Genomic DNA, 17,084 nt, shown 5'->3' with positions numbered 1-17,084 from the left:
GCGGACACAAAGCATGGCCGCGCGCGTGCGGGGCATACACGCGGCCCATCCAATCGGGTATCGGGTTAAAAAGAGAGGCACATGATGGCTCAAAAAGTCGCGTTGATCACTGGCATTACGGGGCAGGACGGATCGTATCTTGCAGAATTGCTGCTTGCGAAGGGCTATGAAGTTCACGGCATCAAGCGCCGTAGCTCGCTCTTCAACACGGACCGTATCGACCACCTGTACACGGACCCGCATGAAAGCGGCGGCCAGAAGCTGTTCTTGCACCACGGAGACCTGACGGATTCGACGAGCCTCTTGCGCATCGTGCAGCGTGTCATGCCGGACGAAATCTATAACCTCGCCGCGCAAAGCCACGTTGCGGTGTCGTTCGAGGAACCGGAATACACTGCGAACGCGGACGGTATCGGCGCGCTGCGTATTCTCGAAGCCATCCGCATTCTCGGCCTCGAAAAGAAGACGCGCTTCTACCAGGCATCGACGTCGGAACTGTACGGCCTCGTGCAGGAAACGCCGCAGAAGGAAACCACGCCGTTCTACCCGCGCAGCCCGTATGCAGTCGCCAAGCTCTATGCGTACTGGATGACGGTCAACTACCGCGAAGCGTATGGCATGTACGCCTGCAACGGCATCTTGTTCAACCACGAATCGCCGGTGCGCGGCGAGACCTTCGTCACGCGCAAGATCACGCGCGCCATCGCGCGGATCGCGGTGGGCCTGCAAGACGACCTGTACCTCGGCAATCTGTCGGCGCTGCGCGACTGGGGTCATGCGCGCGACTACGTCGAAATGCAATGGCTGATGCTGCAGCAGGAACAGCCGGAAGACTTCGTGATCGCAACGGGCGTGCAGTACAGCGTGCGTGACTTCGTGCAGCAGGCCGCAGCCGAACTCGGCGTGCACGTGCGCTTCGAAGGCGAAGGCGCGAACGAAGTGGGTATCGTGGATCGCGTCGAAGGCCGCGAAACCAAGATCGCCCCCGGCAAGGTGATCGTGAAGGTCGACCCGCGTTACTTCCGTCCGACCGAAGTCGAAACGCTGCTCGGCGATCCGTCGAAGGCGCATTCGAAGCTCGGCTGGCGTCCGGCGACGTCGTTCTCCTCACTCGTGAAGGAGATGGTGCGCTCGGATTACCAGATCGCCCGGCGCGACGCGCTCGTCACGCTGGCGGGCTTCAAGGCTCTCGAACATCACGAGTAAATCATGGACAAGAACGCACGCATCTTCGTGGCTGGGCATCGCGGAATGGTCGGGTCCGCGCTCGTCCGGCGGCTGACCGACGCGGGGTACAGCAACATCGTGACGCGCACTCGTGCGCATCTCGACCTCACCGATCAGGACGGCGTCAATCTCTTCTTCGAGGAGCAGAACATCGACGTCGTGTTTCTCGCGGCGGCGCGCGTGGGCGGCATTCTCGCGAACTCGACGATGCCTGCGTCGTTCATCTACGAAAATCTCGCCATCGAGACGAACGTGATTCACGCGGCCTGCAAGTACAACGTCGCGAAGCTGGTGTTCTTCGGTTCGTCGTGCATCTATCCGAAGGCCTGTCCGCAGCCGATCAAGGAGGAATATTTGCTGACCTCCGCGCTCGAGCCGACGAACGAGGCCTACGCGATCGCGAAGATCGCGGGCTTAAAGCTCTGCGAAGCGTACAACCGCCAGTACGGCACGAAGTTCGTTTCGCTGATGCCGACCAACCTGTACGGTCCGAACGACAACTACGACCTGAAGAGCAGCCACGTGCTGCCCGCGCTGATCCGAAAAGCGCACGAGGCGAAGTTGCGCGGCGACGCGTCGCTCGAAGTGTGGGGATCGGGCATGCCTAAGCGCGAGTTCCTGCATGTGGACGATCTCGCGGCGGCGGCCACGTTCCTCATGGAGAGCGACGTGAGCGACGGCGTGTTCAACGTCGGCGTGGGCGTCGATCTGACGATCCGCGAGCTGGCGGAAGTGATCTGCCGCGTCGTGGGCTTCGAGGGCGAACTGGTGTTCGATGCAACGAAGCCGGACGGCACGATGCGCAAGCTGCTCGATGTATCGAAGCTCGATGTGATGGGATGGCGCGCATCGATCGCGCTGGAAGACGGAATCCGCGCGACGTATGCCGACTTTCTCGCGCGCAACGAAGCACAGCCCCAAGCGGCGGTCGCGGCATGAGCGCAGTTCTCCGTCCATTGCAAGGCAAGAAAGCGACAGCGTCCGTTACGATTTTTCATAACGTCGTCTGGTCGCGGCACAAGGGCGCGGTGCTGTCCGCGCTTCACAATATCTCGGGGGCGGGGACGATCGAGTATTCGATGGTGCAGATCGCGGACACGGAGCATGACCGCATCGGCTTCTCGGATGTCGATTATTCGTTTCACAGCTATCCGATGAAAAAGCTGTACGAAGGCTGCTACGAGGACGTTCCCACCTGGCGCATGACCGCGCGTCTCACGTGGGAAGTGCTCAAGGCGAAGTCGGACCTCGTCGTGCTGCCGGGGTATCACCGTCCCGAGTACTGGGCGATGATGGCCGCTTGCATCGTGACGGGCAAGCGTCGTGCGGTGTTCTGCGATTCGACGAGCCGCGACCAGCCGCGCAAGATGGTCACGTCAATTCCGAAGCGCATTTTCTTCGCGCTCTGCGACGGCTATTTCGGTTTCGGCGTGCGAAGCCGCGAGTATCTGATGTCGCTTGGTGCCAAGCAGGAGAAGATCTTCATTCCCTGCCAGGCTGCTGCGCTGCCGCGTTCGTTCTCGCCGGAGACGGCGTTGCCGGATCGTCTGCATTACCGTGAAGGCAACGCGCCGGTGTTCGTGTATGTCGGCCGGCTCTCGCCGGAAAAAGGCATCGGCACGCTGCTCGAAGCGTTCGCCGTCATCAAGCATCGTCTGCCGGACGCGAAGCTGCGGATCGTCGGAACGGGCCCGATGGGCGAGGCGCTCAAGCAGAAGGTGAAGGACATCGGCCTCAGCGATTCCGTCACGTTCCTCGGCAGCTTGCAGGACGAGCCGCTCTCTCGCGAATACTTCGGCGCGACCTGCATGGTGCTGCCGAGCATGAGCGAGCCGTGGGGACTCGTCGTGAACGAAGCGCTGAGTCACGGCTGCCCTTCGGTCGTCAGCGAAAGCTGCGGCTGCGTGCCGGAACTCGTCGTGGATGGCGTGACGGGTTACTCATTCCCGGCGGGCGATGTCGGCGCATTGCAGCGCACGATGTTGAAGGCAGTCGAAGCGTTTTCGGACACGGCGGGCGTGGCGAAACGCTGCATGGATGTGATCCAACGCTTCGATCCGCCGTCCGCCGCGGCGAACATTGCGCGCGGCTGCGCACTGATGCTTATGGATTGACGCCAGTATGGCGCGTCCGGGCGCGGGGGGTGCCCGGATGTTTGCATCGAACGGTTTGGCGCACTTGGCGGGCGAGGGTGGAGATCAAGCATGAAGATATTGATTTATGGGCTGAACTACGCGCCCGAGCTGACGGGGACCGGAAAATACACGGCGGAGATGGCGGAAGCGCTGGTTGCGGCGGGACATGATGTGCGCGTGGTGTGCGCACCGCCGTACTACCCCGAGTGGAAGATCGGGGAAGGCTATTCGAACTGGCGCGCGGCGCGCGAAACGCTGCGTGGCGTGCGCCTGTGGCGCGCGCCGCTGTGGGTGCCGGCCAAGCCGACGGGCATGAAGCGCATGGTGCATCTCGCGTCGTTCGCAGCGGCCTCGCTGCCGGTGCTGCTCGCGCATGCGTGGTGGCGTCCGCAGGTGGTGATGACGATCGCGCCGAGCCTGTTGAACGCGCCGGCGGCGCTGGCGATCGCGCGTCTTACGGGCGCGCGTTCCTGGCTCCATATTCAGGACTTCGAGGTCGACGCGGCATTCGATCTCGGCTTGCTCAAGAGCGAACGCGCCGGACGCGCGGCGCTCGCGGGCGAGCGCTGGCTGATGCGGCGCTTCGATGTCGTTTCGACCATTTCGGAGAAGATGATCGAGCGCGCGCTGCGCAAGGGCGTCGAAGGTACGAAGGTATTCCGCCTGCCGAACTGGGTGGATACGACCGCGATCTTCCCGCTTGATCGAACCAGCGCGTTTCGTCGCGAACTCGAGATTCCGGAGCACGCGAAGGTCGTGCTGTACTCCGGCAACATGGGCGCGAAGCAGGGGCTCGAAGTGCTGGCCGAAGCGGCGGCTGCGATGGCGTCGAACAAGGATATCGTGTTCGTGTTCTGCGGCAATGGCGCGACCAAGGCGGCGCTGCAGGCGCGCTGCAACGGCTTGTCGAATTGCCGGTTCATCGCGCTGCAGCCGGTCGAGCGTCTGAACGAACTGCTCAATCTTGCGGACGTCCATGTTCTTCCGCAACGTGGCGATGCTGCCGATCTCGTGATGCCCTCCAAGCTGACCGGCATGTTCGCAAGCGGCCGCGCGGTGATCGCGATGGCGATGCCCGGCACCGAGTTGTTCGATACCGTCGCGCCGCGCGGGATTGCGGTGCCGCCGGAGAACGTCGAAGCCTTGTCGGCGGCGATTGCCATGCTCGTGGACGACGCCGGGTTGCGCGCTGAGTTGGGCGCAGCGGGACGGCGTTTCGCGCAGGAAAAGATGTCGCCGTCGGCGGTGCTCGGTCGTCTCGATGAGAAGCTGAGACTGTTGATCGGGTTGCGCCAGCTTGAGTCGGCGGAGACGCGCGCGCCGCGAGTGAGCGATGTCGTAGTGACGGAGAAGGTGGAGTAGGGGCGTGATGCAAGCACTAAAAAGGCCGTTCAGCAGCGATGCTGAACGGCCTTTTTACATCAGCCAAATCCACGCGAAAATTAAAGCCCTTACCAAGGCGACTTATAGATCGCGATCGGCGCGCGCGGCGGCGGAGGACTATTCTTTGCATCGGCCTTGGTTTGCTGGCGATACAGCGCAGCGTTCGCGCCTTCTGGCGAATCGATCGGCTTGGTGTCGTGATTGCGTGCAACCGGCCGATACACCACGCCACCGCGACGCGCAGGCTCGGTGCCGATGGGCTGACTAAGAAGCGCGTCGGTCGGCGAGGCGTTGGTCAGCGCTTGCGCCTTTTTGCCGTTGAGCGGCGTTCCGTAGGGATCCTGATACGTTTGCGGCGCACCGAGGAGATCGCTCTCCGGTGCCGCCGCCGCTGCATCGGCCGCTTGAGCCGCGTGCGCGCCCGGCGCGAACGCGAGGGTCGCCGGGATGACGAACGTGGCCACGCGCATCGTGAAGCGCGTGAACAAGGTCGGTCGGGTAGGGCTTTTCATCGTGGTTCTCCCGCGTGCTGGTCGAAAGTTTTAAGCGCGCTCATATGCGTCAATACGCGTCTAATAAGCTGATAAATCGCGCCATACGTGCGTGACTATACGATCGTAATCGCACTGCCGCGTGGTCGCTTTCGTACACAAAAACAGGATACTTCGCGACTCCGCCCGATCCCGCCAAAAGTCTTTCCGATGCGGCCATTCGTGCTGTACCGCACCAGGTGGCGAGGACGCTTCATCGATAATCCATCACACGCATAGTGCATTTAAAACGAAAACATGCGATGGATCTTCTGGACACTAAAGCGCTCGCCGCAATCAAGGCGCGGTCCGGTGGTGCGGACGTCGAGGACGTCTGGAGCGGCAAACGGGGCGCGCACTCGAGCGCGACGTGGGGCAATGACTCGGGGGTCAGTCACATGGACAGGACAGTACAGCAGCGCCGCGCCAAACCACGCGGCGAAGCGCACGAAAAGCCAGGCAAGCATGAGCGCACCGTAAGCATCGGCGCGCCGGGCCGCGTGATCGATTTATCGGCGGCAGGCCCCGGCAATTATGTCGCGCGGCGTGGCTTCGCGACCGAGCTCGTCTGGTTTTTCGTCGAAGCGTGCTTCATCAATAACAAGCTGAATCCGGTGTCCGCCGTGCGGGTAGCGTTGCTGCGCGCGTTCGGCGCGCGGATCGGCAAGAACTGCAGAATGCCGCATCCGATCCGCGTGAAGGCGCCGTGGAATCTCGAAGTCGGCGACAACTGCTGGTTCGGCGTGAACGCGTGGCTTTACAACCAGGCGCCGATCCGCATCGGCTCGAACGTGTGCGTCTCGCAGGGCAGTTTCTTAACCACCGGTTCGCACGACGCGGCGGGCAACATGGACCTGCAGGTCGCGCCGATCGTGATCGAGGACGGCGTGTGGATCACGTCCAATTGCGTCGTGCAGATGGGCGTGACGATCGGCCGTTCCGCGCTCGTGACGCCGCTTTCAGTGGTGCATCGTTCGCTCGAACCCGAAGGCGTGTACGGCGGCAATCCGGTGCGATTCCTCAGAAAGCGTTTTCCTTCTTAAGACAATTTAGCGGCACACGTCGGGCACTTTGTGTGTGCGCGTCATTCGGCCGTCGATCAGCCGGAGATGAAAAGGCTTGGCCGGACATACCGCTATGTTGGCGGGTTAATCGATTATTCATGGCCGAGTATTAGAGGCAAAAGAAGAGACGAACTAGAACAAAAAACGTCGTGATACAGCGGCGAAAAGTAATAAGAAATAGAAGTCGAGAACAATAACAGCAGGGAAATCCGTTCCAGTTGCGACTGTCATGCACGCGTTGTCGATGCATGCATCGCGATGGAGAACGAGAGGTCGATCGGATCCGGGCGTGGTCCGGCCCGCAGCGGGTGCGTTTGCGCTCACGCTGCGGGCCGAAGACGGGAAGCCACGCGGAGACGGCGTTTCGATAATGGTCGCGATGGCGGACGGTTCCTCGGGGAACTCAGTAAAACCGCTGCACATGAGAAGGGAGTACGGGGCATGTTCATCGACAGCCGCAGTGTAGAAGAGCGCGCAGTGATTGAGACCACGGTTTGCATCATCGGTGCGGGGGTGGCCGGGATCACCCTCGCGCTGGAAATGGAGAAGCAGGGCATCGCTGCCGTGCTGCTCGAAAGCGGCGGCTACAAAGCGGACAGCGAGACGCGGGACTTGTATCGCGGCGAGAACGTAGGCATTCCCTACGAATACGCCGATGGCTGCCGCAGCCGTTTCCTCGGCGGCAGCAGCAACTGCTGGGGCGGCTGGTGCCGTCCGCTCGATTCGTGGGACTTCGAAAAGCGCGACTGGGTGAAGGATAGCGGCTGGCCCTTCGGCCTCGACGAGCTGCGCCCGTACTACGCGCGCACGCATGCGTTGCTCAAACTCGGCGAGAACAATTTCGAGCCGGCGTACTGGGAAGCGGCGATCAATCGCAGCGACGTGAAGCGGCATCCGTTTCCGAGCGGAAAAGTGCGCGATACGATTTCGCAGTTCAGCCCGCCGGTGCGTTTCGGCAAGGTGTATCGCGAGGATCTGGAGCGCGCGAAGAACGTGCGCGTGTTCCTCTACGCCAATGCACTGAACATCGATACCAACGCCGAGGCCAGCACGGTCACCAACATCCAGGTCGGCACGCTGTCGGGCCGGCGCTTCTCCGTCAAGGCGAAGATGTTCGTGCTGGCGACGGGCGGGATCGAGAATGCGCGGCTGTTGCTCTCGTCGAGCGGCGTGCAGAAGGCGGGTCTTGGTAACGGCAACGATCTGGTGGGCCGCTATTTCATGGACCATCCGCGGATCATGCAGGGCAGCATCAACTTCAAGAAGCCGTGGGCGCGCAACAAGCTCTACGACATCAAGTATCACTATCAGAACCGCGCGGTGTCCGCGCACGGCACATTCATCTCGTCGCAATTCGCGCTGACGAAGGACGTGCTCGAACGCGAGAAGTTGCTGAACGCGCGCGTCTGGTTCTATTCGCTGTTTCGCGGCGAGAACACCGAGGGCGCGGAAGCGTTGATCCGCTGCAAGCAGGCGTTGCTGAAGAAAGACCAGCCGGGCTGGAATTTCTCGAAGGACGTGTTGACGATGGCGACGCATCCTGTCGATACCGCCTGCTTCGGTCTTGCGCGTCTGCTTCAACCGCGCGCGCTTATCACCGATGTGAAGTTCCAGACCATCGTGGAAGCCGAGCCGAATCGCGACAGCCGCGTCACGCTGTCCGACAAGAAGGATGCACTCGGACTGAACCGCGTGAAGGTGGACTGGCAACTGACCGAACTGGTCAAGCGCACGTTCGACCGCACGGTGCAGTTGCTCGGCGACGAAATGCAGCGAACCGGTGTAGCCGATGTGCGCCTCGACACACCGCTCGAAGGCCGCGAATGGCCGAAGGAAGTAGAGGGCACGTGGCATCACATGGGCACGACGCGCATGCACGATTCGCCGAAGGAAGGCGTGGTCGATCGTAACTGCAAGGTACACGGCATCAGCAACTTTTATGTGGCGGGCAGTTCCGTGTTCCCGACTGTCGGCGCGAATTTCCCGACCATTACGATCGCAGCGTTGTCGTTGCGGCTCGCCGAGCATGTTGGACGTGCTTTGCGCGGTGGCGAGGGAACGCTCGCGACGGTATCGTCGATTGTCGTGCCGGGGACGGTGGGGGCCGTTGATCGCGCGGCCGATGCGGAGTTGCCGTTTGCGGCTTCGGCTTCGGCATTGCACTTGCCGAATGATCTGGCGTTTATGGCCAAGAAGTAGCACGGGGGGCGTGGCCGCGGGGTGGGGTTTTTCGCCTGGTGGCCACGCGCTTTGTGAGAACCTGCACGGGGGTGGGATGCTGGCGCCCTTGCTTTTGTTTGCCTGTGCTTCTTGGGAACTTGCTTTCGTGTAGGTCTATTAGCACGCCGCTATGCGCGGCAGCAGTCACTTTCTTTGCTGCTGCAAAGAAAGTAACCAAAGAAAGCAGCTTATCCGTCTAAGTGTCCACCTCGAATAACGTTGCGGATAGGCACGCAAGCTGACTCGGTTAGCGCACAGTTATTCCTATTGGCACAGCACCTTTCAATTCCGTCCTCGCTGCGCGTGGACGTTGGGCATAACTGGCCTCGCACGCGCTTTCTGGGAACTTGTTTTCGTGTGCGTTTATTAGCACGCCGCTATGCGCGGCAGCAGTCACTTTCTTTGCTGCTGCAAAGAAAGTAACCAAAGAAAGCAGCTTATCCGTCTAAGTGTCCACCTCGAATAACGTTGCGGATAGGCACGCAAGCTGACTCGGTTAGCGCACAGTTATTCCTATTGGCACAGCACCTTTCAATTCCGTCCTCGCTGCGCGTGGACGTTGGGCATAACTGGCCTCGCACGCGCTTTCTGGGAACTTGTTTTCGTGTGCGTTTATTAGCACGCCGCTATGCGCGGCAGCAGTCACTTTCTTTGCTGCTGCAAAGAAAGTAACCAAAGAAAGCAGCTTATCCGTCTAAGTGTCCACCACGAACCGTAACCGGGAGTGGCGCGCAAGCTGATTCGGCCATCGCACCACACTACAGAGTGGAGCCGCTCATCCATCCCGGCAGGCACAAAGTGCCTGCCGGAACGGCATAACAGAACAACCGAACCGACCGCTTACCGACGGTTTTTGATGTGCCCGTCGTCCTCGCGCAGCGAGGATGGAACTGACAGGCGCTGTGCCAAAAAAGAGCAACTGCACGCTAACCGAGTCAGCTTGCGCGCCTATCCCGGTTGTTATTCGTGGTGGACACTTAGCCGGACAAGCTGCTTTCTTTGGTTACTTTCTTTGCAGCAGCAAAGAAAGTGACTGCCGCCCCGCATAGGGGCGTGCTAATAGACCTACACGAAAGCAAGCTCACAAGAAGCACAGGCAAACAAAACCAAAGCGCCAGCAAACCAAAGCCCCTTCAAATTCCCAGAAAACGCTAGCCGCCAACGCCCCCGTCCAAATCTAGGACTCAAACGAAGCCGGCATGGCACCACGCTCCCCCACGCGAACGTCACCGGCAGCGCCAGCCCGCACCACCCGCAACAAATCCTTCGACATCGCATCAACGGTAAATCGCCGGGCGAACGTGTCGAGCGCATGACGCCGCATCGCGGCCGCCTTGTCGCGCGGCATACAAAGCCAAGCCCGCAGCATCGCGGCTGCACTCTCGACCGTGTCCGATGCCACCAGCCCCGCGCCATCGGCCTGAACCTCGCGCCAGATATTCACCTTGTCGGAGATCAGCACCGGCAGCCCGCAACCCAGCGCTTCGGCGACCGCAATGCCGAAGTTCTCCTGGTGCGACGGCAACGCGAACGCATCGCTCGCATAGAACGCGCCCCACTTGAGATCGCCGCTCAACATGCCCGTCCACGTCACGCGCGCCGCGATGCCGAGTTCGGCCGCGAGGCTCCGCAGCATCGCGCCGTATTCGCCGCCGTCGGGACCGGCCATCACGAGATGCGCCGCCGGATCGATCGAGCAGGTCTGCGCGAACGCTTTCAGAAGCAGATCGCAGCCCTTCTTCTCATGGATCCGCCCAAGGAACAGGATCAATCGTTTGTCGGCGAGCGCCGGATGGGCCGCGAGAAAACGCTCGCGCAGCGCCGCGCCGTCAGTGGGCGGCGCCTTGGTGCCGAACGCCACCACTTCCTCGTTCGCGCGGTACAGCCGGAACGACTGGCGCGCGAGCACGCGTTCTTCTTCGGCGGTGAAGAGCACGCGTTCGGCATCGCGCAGCACGCGATACTCCGCCCACGGCCAATAGAGACATTTCTTCAGATGCTTCAACGGATACGTCCGTTTGAACCACGGGTCCAGCATGCCGTGCGGAAACACGTAGTAGCGCACGCCGCTGCCCCGCAGCGCTTTCCACGCGCCATAGCTGTGGTATTGCCACAGTCCATTGACGATCACCGCATCGAATTGCTTCGCGTGTTGCTTGAGCCACGGCACGAGCGCCGGGCAGTAACCATAGTTGCCCTTCGACGGCCCCAACGCGTGAACCTTCAGCGGAAACGATGCGAGCCAGGCGGCGGCGGGATCGTCGAGCGTGACTACTTCGACATCGTGGCCCATCGTCTGGAGGCTGAGGCCGCTTTGCAGCACGCCTTCGGTCGGGCCGCCCGCACGCGGGTCGATCGTCGACAGCAAATGGAGAATCTTCATAAGCGTGAGGCCGTTGGAAGAAGATGAAGGCCCGCGCGAGAAGTGCGGGCCATGCGTTTCGATCAGGCGGTCGGCGCGAACGAGCTCGACGCCGATGGCGGCGAGTGACGTCCGGTCGCGACGTGCGGAAGACTGGGCGTCGTATGCGGCGGCAGCATGTCGTGCTGCGGCATGGGCGCACTCTCCGGCGCGTCGATGATGTCGCCGTCGAGGTCGTTCACCGGCTTGGCGCCCGCGGACGCGCGGCGATACTGCTCGGATTGTGCTTCGCGCATCCGAGATGCATGGGCGATCCGCGCGCAGGTCGCGACCAGGAGCCCCAGCGCGATGCCGAACACGAGCCCGGAATGGCGATTGCCGAGCGGATTGCCGCCAATGGACGTGGCGGGCAGTGCGGCGAGCACCAGCAGCGCGCGTCCGAGGACCGGCAAGTACAGCGTGCCGGGTGCGCTGCGCCGCCATGAGCGGTACGCGACGGATCCGCGATACAGCGCCCACAGCACGCCGAGCGGCAGTGCAAGCCCGAATAGCAGGCCGCCCGCGAAGATCTGGTAGACCCAGAAGTTGTGGCCGGCCGTCCATTCGTTGATCGCGTAGAAATCCTGCAGCGAGATCTGTCCGGCGAGGTCCGGCAAGTAGGACGGCGAGTAGCGGTAGTAGTGGCCGTAGCCCATTCCCGTCAGCATGGATTCCGCCGACGACATGGTCTGGTCGAATTGATCCTTCATTTCGGCGAGACGCGTGATCGTGGTCGGATCGCGGCCCGAGGCCGTTTCTTGCGACGCGAAAATACGCGTGACCCAGTGCTCGGCGACGCCCGGGAACATGGCCGCCGCGCCGAACGTCATCGCGCCGATCAGCGAGCCGATTGCCGCGGCGCGCACGCCCGCTTTAAGCAAGTGCTTGAGCGACGGGGCGCTGAGCCAGGTCGCGAAAATGAACAGCAAGATCGTGCCGACGAGCAGACTGCGCGTCACGCTCAAGAGCTCGATCACGACCGTCACGAGAAACAGGGCGATCATCACCTTGCCCATGCGCTTCGCGACGACGAACTCGTGCAGCAACAATCCCTGCAGGCAGAGGAAGGTCACGGACACGATGCGAAAACGCAGGTCGTCGAGCACGCCGATCGTCGCGACGCCGTAGGCGAAGCTGAAGAAGAGCGAGAACACCATCGACCAGAACATGGCCCGTTCGATCTGTTCGAGACGTTCCTGATTCCACGGATGATAGGCGACCACGTAGCCGAGCAGGAACAGCAGGAACGGCAGCACCACGCGCAGGTAGTTGCCGATGTCGTTGCCCTGCAGGATCTGCGTGAACGCGCTGCCGGCGATCGTGAGCACGAGCGTACACGTGATAAAGGTACGCAAACGCGAACGCACGGTGAAGCGCGGCGCGATCAGCACGAGGATCAGGCCACCGAGTACGGGTGGAATGGTCAGCAGAATCTGGATGAGCTTGCTTGCGTTCTCGCCGCTCTTGAAGTCGAAGGCGAGTGGCAGCATCAACATCCAGATCCAGAAGACAACGAATTTGTTTCGCATGATGTGGTCTTCTCCCGTCAGCGCGTCTGGCTGCATATGACGGCGCGCTGGCCGTCGTTTTGCCGGGAAAGCCCGCTGGCGTTCAAGCGCCTTTTAATGATGGCTCGCATATCCCCGGTACCCCTTTCTCTGTTTGTCGGAATATATCAGCGGGCGGCGGAGCGGACGTCTGGCGCGGCGTCTAAGAGCTAGCGTTCGGCGCGAAACGACAGCCGGCCTGTGTGCGGCGAAGCACGCAAGGCGCGACGCGGCTCTGCGCGTTTTTTTGGCGGACGTGAAGCGTTTGGTTGCGAACGGTTGCGAACGGATGCGAACGGCTCGATGGCTGCAACTGACCGGATGTTGGCCGATCCAACCGGAAAACTCGGCCGAAGATTGCACTGCGGGAAATATATACATCAACAAACTCCCGCCCGGTGCATTACGCGCCGGACTACGGGGACATTGCAGTGCAAGTGAAAGACGGGGCCGCGCAGCGACGCGCGGCTTCATAAAAAAAGGCTCGCCATAATGCGCCGGCAAAGCCCGGCGCGTGGCCCGTCGTTAAATGAGACCTTCAAGAAGGGGGAAGGTATGGGCTTGTTCGGTGCAACTCGCATGCAGGTGCCCAACCGGTCGATAGAACTCGATTTCATCCGGGGACTCGCGATCATCGCGGTGATGGGATATCACTTTCATTCGTATCCGACTGGCAGCGCCTTGATCGCTGCCATCGAATATCCTCTTAAAAGCTTCGGCCACGAAGGCGTGAATCTGTTTTTCACGCTGAGCGGTTTTCTCGTCGGCGGATTGCTGCTGAAGCAATATTCGCAGGAAGGCCGTATCGACGCGGGGCGCTTCATCATTCGCCGGATCTTCAAGATCTGGCCGGCGTATTACGTGCTGATCCTGTTCCATGTATTCGCGGGCCGTCATCCGACCAGTACGTTCCTCGTGCAGAATCTCACGCACATGCAGAACTACTTCGGATCGTCGATTGCGCAAACCTGGAGCCTCGCCGTCGAGGAACATTTCTACCTGTTCCTGCCCGCATTGCTGATCGTGTTCTCGCGCATGCGGCTGCACGCCAACGCCATTCTCGGCGTGCTGTTCGCACTCTGCGCCGTCGTGCTGATCGCGCGCAGCGCGGCCGTGTCGAACGGCGATTTGCAGGGCACGTTCTTCTATACGCAATACCGTATCGACAGCCTGCTGTTCGGCGTGATTCTCGCGGGCATCTACTGGCTGAAGCCCGACGTGTACCAGTGGTTCGCATCGCGCAAGTGGCTGCTGGTTTCAATGGTCGTGCTGCTCGCCGCGTGGATGGTGCTCGCCACGCCTAACGTCGCACTCGACCAGAGCATCGGCTACACGATCCAGGCTATCGGCTTCACTGCGCTGATCGTGCTCACGCTCGAATATTCCGGCTCGATCAAGACGTCGTGGCTGTATAAGATGATCGGCTGGATCGGCGTGTATTCGTATGGCATTTACCTGTGGCATTCGCTCGCACTCGCGCCCGGAGACATGCTGATCCGCAAGTTCACGGCGTGGGGCGTGCCCGCGATTCCCGCGTGGTGTGCGGTACTGGCCGCGCAGTTTTTCATCGCGATCGTGGTGGGCTACGTGACGACGCGCGCAGTCGAATTCCCGTTCCTGCGCATTCGCGACGCGCTGTTTCCCGCGAAGCGCAAGAAGCCCGTGGTCGATGTTCCGGTGGTCGGGGGACAGGCTTCCTGAAGGTTTTATCGGCAGAAAAAAAACGGCGCGCAGAAATGCGCGCCGTTTTTTTTTAACGCGATGCGTCTTAAGCGATCGCCTGACGCAGCGTCTGCTTGAACTGAGTCAACGTATTGCGCGCGAGCAGATGCGAGCCTGTTGCCGGACGCGCGGCACCTTCAGCGAGCACCTGATCGAGCGCACGGTCGATCGATTCGCGCGACAGGTCGGCCACCACCGGGCCAAGCTCGCCGGTCTTGCAGAACCAGCCGATCAACCCGTCGGCCGTGGCGATGACGGGCTTCGCGAAACGGTAAGCCTGCACGAGCACGCCGCTCATGCCGTAGTGGCCCTTGTAGCCGAGCCACACTGTGTCGCAGGCGGAGAAGAGATCGAGCTCGGTCTCGGCGGAAATGAAGCGGTCGAGAATCACCGGCGGCGGCGTGAGCCGGGCGGCGGCCGTCTGCAGATACGTGCGGATTTCGTCGTCCTCGGCGCCCGCGACCACGAGCGTCGGCGCGTCGCGGCGCAACGCCAGCGCTTCCACCAGTTCGACGATCCCCTTGCGCTCCGTGATCGCGCCGTAGACGAGCACGTGCTTGCCCGCACCGAGGCCGAGCCGCGCCTTCGCCTGCTGCGGATCGGCGGCGCGCGCGTCGGGGAATGGATCGGCGAGATAGTCGATCGTCGCCGCGCCGCGCGGCGGCTGGCCCTTCCGGCGCACGATGCCGGACCACCATTCGGTGAGCGTCGGGTCGATGGTGAGCAGCGTCTTCATGCCGCCCGCGCGGATGGCGCGCTTGAAAAGCTGCGCCTTGACGCCGTTGACGAACGGCCGGTGCGGCGCTTTCACGCCCACTTCGCGGTGATGAAAATTCGAGCGCATCGTAATGCCGACCCACGGCGTCGCGCCGAACGGCGAGCCGAGAAACGGCAGCGCGAGAAAGAAGTAATCGACGTAAGGCACGACCACGAGCGCGACCTGCCGCCCGCGGCTCGAGACCTGATAAGCGTGGCGGAAATCCCGCAAAAAGCGCACATAACTCACCGACGACAACCCGCGCCCGCCGCGTTCCGGCGGCGGCACGAGCGCGATCTGCAATTCGGGGCGGTTCTCCGCCTGGATCTGCTTGACGAGCGGATGCGCCGCGTTGACCGGCTCCGTCACGATCAGACAGCGGTAACCCGCCTCCATGTAGGCGTTTGCCGCCCATTCGGCGTAGCGCCAGCGATGGCCGGTGAAATTCGGTTCGATAATCAGTACGGTGTCGTGTGGCATCGTGTGTGCGCAGGGAGTGGGCCGGTATAGCGGCCGGTGCGTCAACACTAGCACCGCGCCGCCGCGTCCAATCGCCAATCTCCAGCTTTTTTGCGGCGTCAAAAGACAGTGCCGAAGCTCACATCCAAGGCCGAATACGCCTATCAGATGGCGTCCGCCGCAGCGCGCGCCGCGTTACCTTGGCGCAAACGTGGAATAAACATCCGGCGCAGGTTCGACCTGCCCGCACCACACCGTCGAGCGGCGGAAAAAGCGTCGGATAGCCATGACGCTGCGCGGCTCGCTTCAAGTCATGGATCGCTGTACCGGGGAATTACTTTGAGAACTGTCCGCCTTTCCTTCCTGCCGGCGCGCGCGCGGTTCGAACCCGATGCGGCCTTCTGGGTGCTGCTCCAGCAGGTCGTCGTGCGGGGACTCGTCGCGGTGAAGTTTCTCGCGATCGGCCGCATTCTCGGGCCCGCCGCCATCGGCGCGGTCAGCGTCGCGCTGCTCGCGGTGGCGATTGCCGAAGCACTCAGCGACACCGGCCTCGCGCAAGCCGTCGTGCAGGGCCGCGATGCGCCGGACCGCAACGAACTCGGCGCGGTCTGGACGACGCTCGCCACGCGCGGGCTGCTGATCGCCGGGCTGCTCGCCGCCGTCGCGCCGTTCATGACGAACCAGTTCCATCTGCAAGGCTCGATGGGTCTGCTGCTGCTCGCGGCGCTCCTGCCGCTGATTCGCGGCATGGCGTCGCCGGCGTATTTCGTCGTCACGCGGGAGCGCGGTTTTCAGCATCTTGCGGGGATCGAAACGTCGTCGGCCTTCGCCGATTGCGCGATCGGCCTCGTCTGCGCGCTCTCCGGCGCGGGCGCATATTCGATGCTGATCGGGCTCGTCGCGGCGGAACTCCTCAAGACCACGCTGACCTGGACCACGATGTCGCCGCGTCCGCCGCTGCGTCTCAAGTGGTCGGGAATCGGCCATTACGTGAACTTCAGCCGCTGGATCTGGGCGGGCAGCGTCGTCAATCTGCTGCTGAATCAGTTCGACAAGGTGATCGTCGGGCGTCTGCTCGGCCCGGCGCAACTCGGCGCGTACCAGATGTCGTCGAAGCTCGCGCAGATGCTGCTCGCCGATGCCGCAACCGCGATGTCGCAATACCTGTTTCCGACTTTCTCGGCGCACTTCCGGCGCGACGCGCATTCGGCGTCGCGGCTCTTTCGCAAGTATTTGCTGCTCGCGGCCATCGGCCTCGCCGCGCTCGTCATCCTGTTCCGCCTGCTCGCGCAGCCGCTCTTCGAACTGGTCCTCGGGCCGGCGTGGCTGCCCGCCGTGCCGCTCTTCCGCATTTTCGTGATCAACATGGCGATCGGCGCGCTGATCGCGGTGCTGGTGTCGTGGCTGCGCGCGATCGGTTTGCCGAAGGTCGCGACGCACGCGGCGATCATCCAGGCCATCGTGCTGTGCGTGACCGTGCCGGTGGCGCTGCATCTGTGGGGCGTGACGGGTATCGCCTGGTCGATGACGGCGGGACTCGGATCGGCGGCTAGCTGGATGATGTTCCGGATCGCGCGGGAGACCTCGGGCGCGGGCGTGACTGAAGCGTGAGCGAGTAGACGCTCTGCCTGAAATCAAA

The 17,084-nt window shown here is 62.2% G+C and carries 12 protein-coding genes; 8 read left to right on the top strand and 4 right to left on the bottom strand.

The features are described from left to right. The first annotated feature begins 84 nt into the window (after window positions 1–84). From gmd to AC3D25_RS12270, 4 genes are all read left to right on the top strand, one after another. A complete protein-coding gene (gene gmd / locus AC3D25_RS12285; protein ID WP_488889677.1) occupies window positions 85–1,206 on the top strand; it encodes a GDP-mannose 4,6-dehydratase in 1,122 nt (373 codons plus the stop codon). 3 nt (window positions 1,207–1,209) lie between these two features. Then, window positions 1,210–2,166, top strand: a complete 957-nt coding sequence (locus AC3D25_RS12280; protein WP_488888655.1) for a GDP-L-fucose synthase family protein — start codon at window positions 1,210–1,212, stop codon at window positions 2,164–2,166. After that, on the top strand, window positions 2,163–3,341 hold the full coding sequence (locus AC3D25_RS12275; RefSeq protein WP_488888654.1) for a glycosyltransferase family 4 protein: 1,179 nt from the start codon (window positions 2,163–2,165) through the stop codon (window positions 3,339–3,341). The genes AC3D25_RS12280 and AC3D25_RS12275 overlap by 4 nt, the downstream gene beginning before the upstream one ends. A 90-nt stretch (window positions 3,342–3,431) precedes the next feature. Next, window positions 3,432–4,724 carry a glycosyltransferase WbuB gene (locus tag AC3D25_RS12270; RefSeq protein WP_488888653.1) on the top strand — a complete coding sequence of 431 codons (1,293 nt, stop codon included), beginning with the start codon at window positions 3,432–3,434 and terminating at the stop codon, window positions 4,722–4,724. An 89-nt stretch (window positions 4,725–4,813) separates the two neighbouring features. Here AC3D25_RS12270 and AC3D25_RS12265 read toward each other — a convergent pair whose 3' ends face one another. Next, window positions 4,814–5,257 (bottom strand): hypothetical protein, encoded by a 444-nt coding sequence (locus tag AC3D25_RS12265; RefSeq protein ID WP_488888652.1) that lies wholly within the window; start codon window positions 5,255–5,257, stop codon window positions 4,814–4,816. 416 nt (window positions 5,258–5,673) lie between these two features. Here AC3D25_RS12265 and AC3D25_RS12260 point away from each other — a divergent pair, with 416 nt between their 5' ends. After that, complete coding sequence (locus AC3D25_RS12260; RefSeq protein WP_488889676.1) at window positions 5,674–6,318, top strand: DapH/DapD/GlmU-related protein; 645 nt, start codon at window positions 5,674–5,676, stop codon at window positions 6,316–6,318. A gap of 462 nt (window positions 6,319–6,780) precedes the next feature. Continuing rightward, the gene (locus AC3D25_RS12255) at window positions 6,781–8,538 is read left to right on the top strand and encodes an FAD-dependent oxidoreductase (protein WP_488888651.1); all 1,758 of its coding nucleotides are present in this window, start codon (window positions 6,781–6,783) and stop codon (window positions 8,536–8,538) included. 1,198 nt (window positions 8,539–9,736) lie between these two features. Here AC3D25_RS12255 and AC3D25_RS12250 read toward each other — a convergent pair. Both AC3D25_RS12250 and AC3D25_RS12245 read right to left on the bottom strand, forming a co-directional pair. Further along, complete coding sequence (locus AC3D25_RS12250; protein ID WP_488888650.1) at window positions 9,737–10,942, bottom strand: glycosyltransferase; 1,206 nt, start codon at window positions 10,940–10,942, stop codon at window positions 9,737–9,739. Window positions 10,943–11,004: 62 nt separating this feature from the next. After that, window positions 11,005–12,489 carry a hypothetical protein gene (locus tag AC3D25_RS12245; protein ID WP_488888649.1) on the bottom strand — a complete coding sequence of 495 codons (1,485 nt, stop codon included), beginning with the start codon at window positions 12,487–12,489 and terminating at the stop codon, window positions 11,005–11,007. A 573-nt stretch (window positions 12,490–13,062) separates the two neighbouring features. Here AC3D25_RS12245 and AC3D25_RS12240 point away from each other — a divergent pair. Then, entirely contained in the window at window positions 13,063–14,208 is a 1,146-nt protein-coding gene (locus tag AC3D25_RS12240; RefSeq protein ID WP_488888648.1) for an acyltransferase family protein, read from the top strand. A gap of 67 nt (window positions 14,209–14,275) precedes the next feature. Here the strand turns inward: AC3D25_RS12240 and AC3D25_RS12235 are convergent, their stop codons facing one another. Continuing rightward, a complete protein-coding gene (locus AC3D25_RS12235; RefSeq protein ID WP_488888647.1) occupies window positions 14,276–15,466 on the bottom strand; it encodes a glycosyltransferase in 1,191 nt (396 codons plus the stop codon). Between the two features lie 318 nt (window positions 15,467–15,784). Here AC3D25_RS12235 and AC3D25_RS12230 point away from each other — a divergent pair, with 318 nt between their 5' ends. Then, window positions 15,785–17,056: an oligosaccharide flippase family protein gene (locus AC3D25_RS12230; protein ID WP_488888646.1), complete on the top strand. Its 1,272-nt coding sequence runs from the start codon at window positions 15,785–15,787 to the stop codon at window positions 17,054–17,056. Window positions 17,057–17,084: the final 28 nt, after the last annotated feature.

It is taken from the genome of Caballeronia sp. SL1002, from assembly GCF_057814995.1.
The sequence above is the reverse complement of the archived record's forward strand: the minus strand, read 5'-3'. Positions and strand labels throughout refer to the sequence as shown.

Coding starts and splice junctions, on each gene's coding strand:
- gmd (WP_488889677.1), top strand. CDS start 85: ATGGCTCAAAAAGTCGCGTTGATCACTGGCATTACGGGGCAGGACGGA.
- AC3D25_RS12280 (WP_488888655.1), top strand. CDS start 1,210: ATGGACAAGAACGCACGCATCTTCGTGGCTGGGCATCGCGGAATGGTC.
- AC3D25_RS12275 (WP_488888654.1), top strand. CDS start 2,163: ATGAGCGCAGTTCTCCGTCCATTGCAAGGCAAGAAAGCGACAGCGTCC.
- AC3D25_RS12270 (WP_488888653.1), top strand. CDS start 3,432: ATGAAGATATTGATTTATGGGCTGAACTACGCGCCCGAGCTGACGGGG.
- AC3D25_RS12265 (WP_488888652.1), bottom strand. CDS start 5,257: ATGAAAAGCCCTACCCGACCGACCTTGTTCACGCGCTTCACGATGCGC.
- AC3D25_RS12260 (WP_488889676.1), top strand. CDS start 5,674: ATGGACAGGACAGTACAGCAGCGCCGCGCCAAACCACGCGGCGAAGCG.
- AC3D25_RS12255 (WP_488888651.1), top strand. CDS start 6,781: ATGTTCATCGACAGCCGCAGTGTAGAAGAGCGCGCAGTGATTGAGACC.
- AC3D25_RS12250 (WP_488888650.1), bottom strand. CDS start 10,942: ATGAAGATTCTCCATTTGCTGTCGACGATCGACCCGCGTGCGGGCGGC.
- AC3D25_RS12245 (WP_488888649.1), bottom strand. CDS start 12,489: ATGCGAAACAAATTCGTTGTCTTCTGGATCTGGATGTTGATGCTGCCA.
- AC3D25_RS12240 (WP_488888648.1), top strand. CDS start 13,063: ATGGGCTTGTTCGGTGCAACTCGCATGCAGGTGCCCAACCGGTCGATA.
- AC3D25_RS12235 (WP_488888647.1), bottom strand. CDS start 15,466: ATGCCACACGACACCGTACTGATTATCGAACCGAATTTCACCGGCCAT.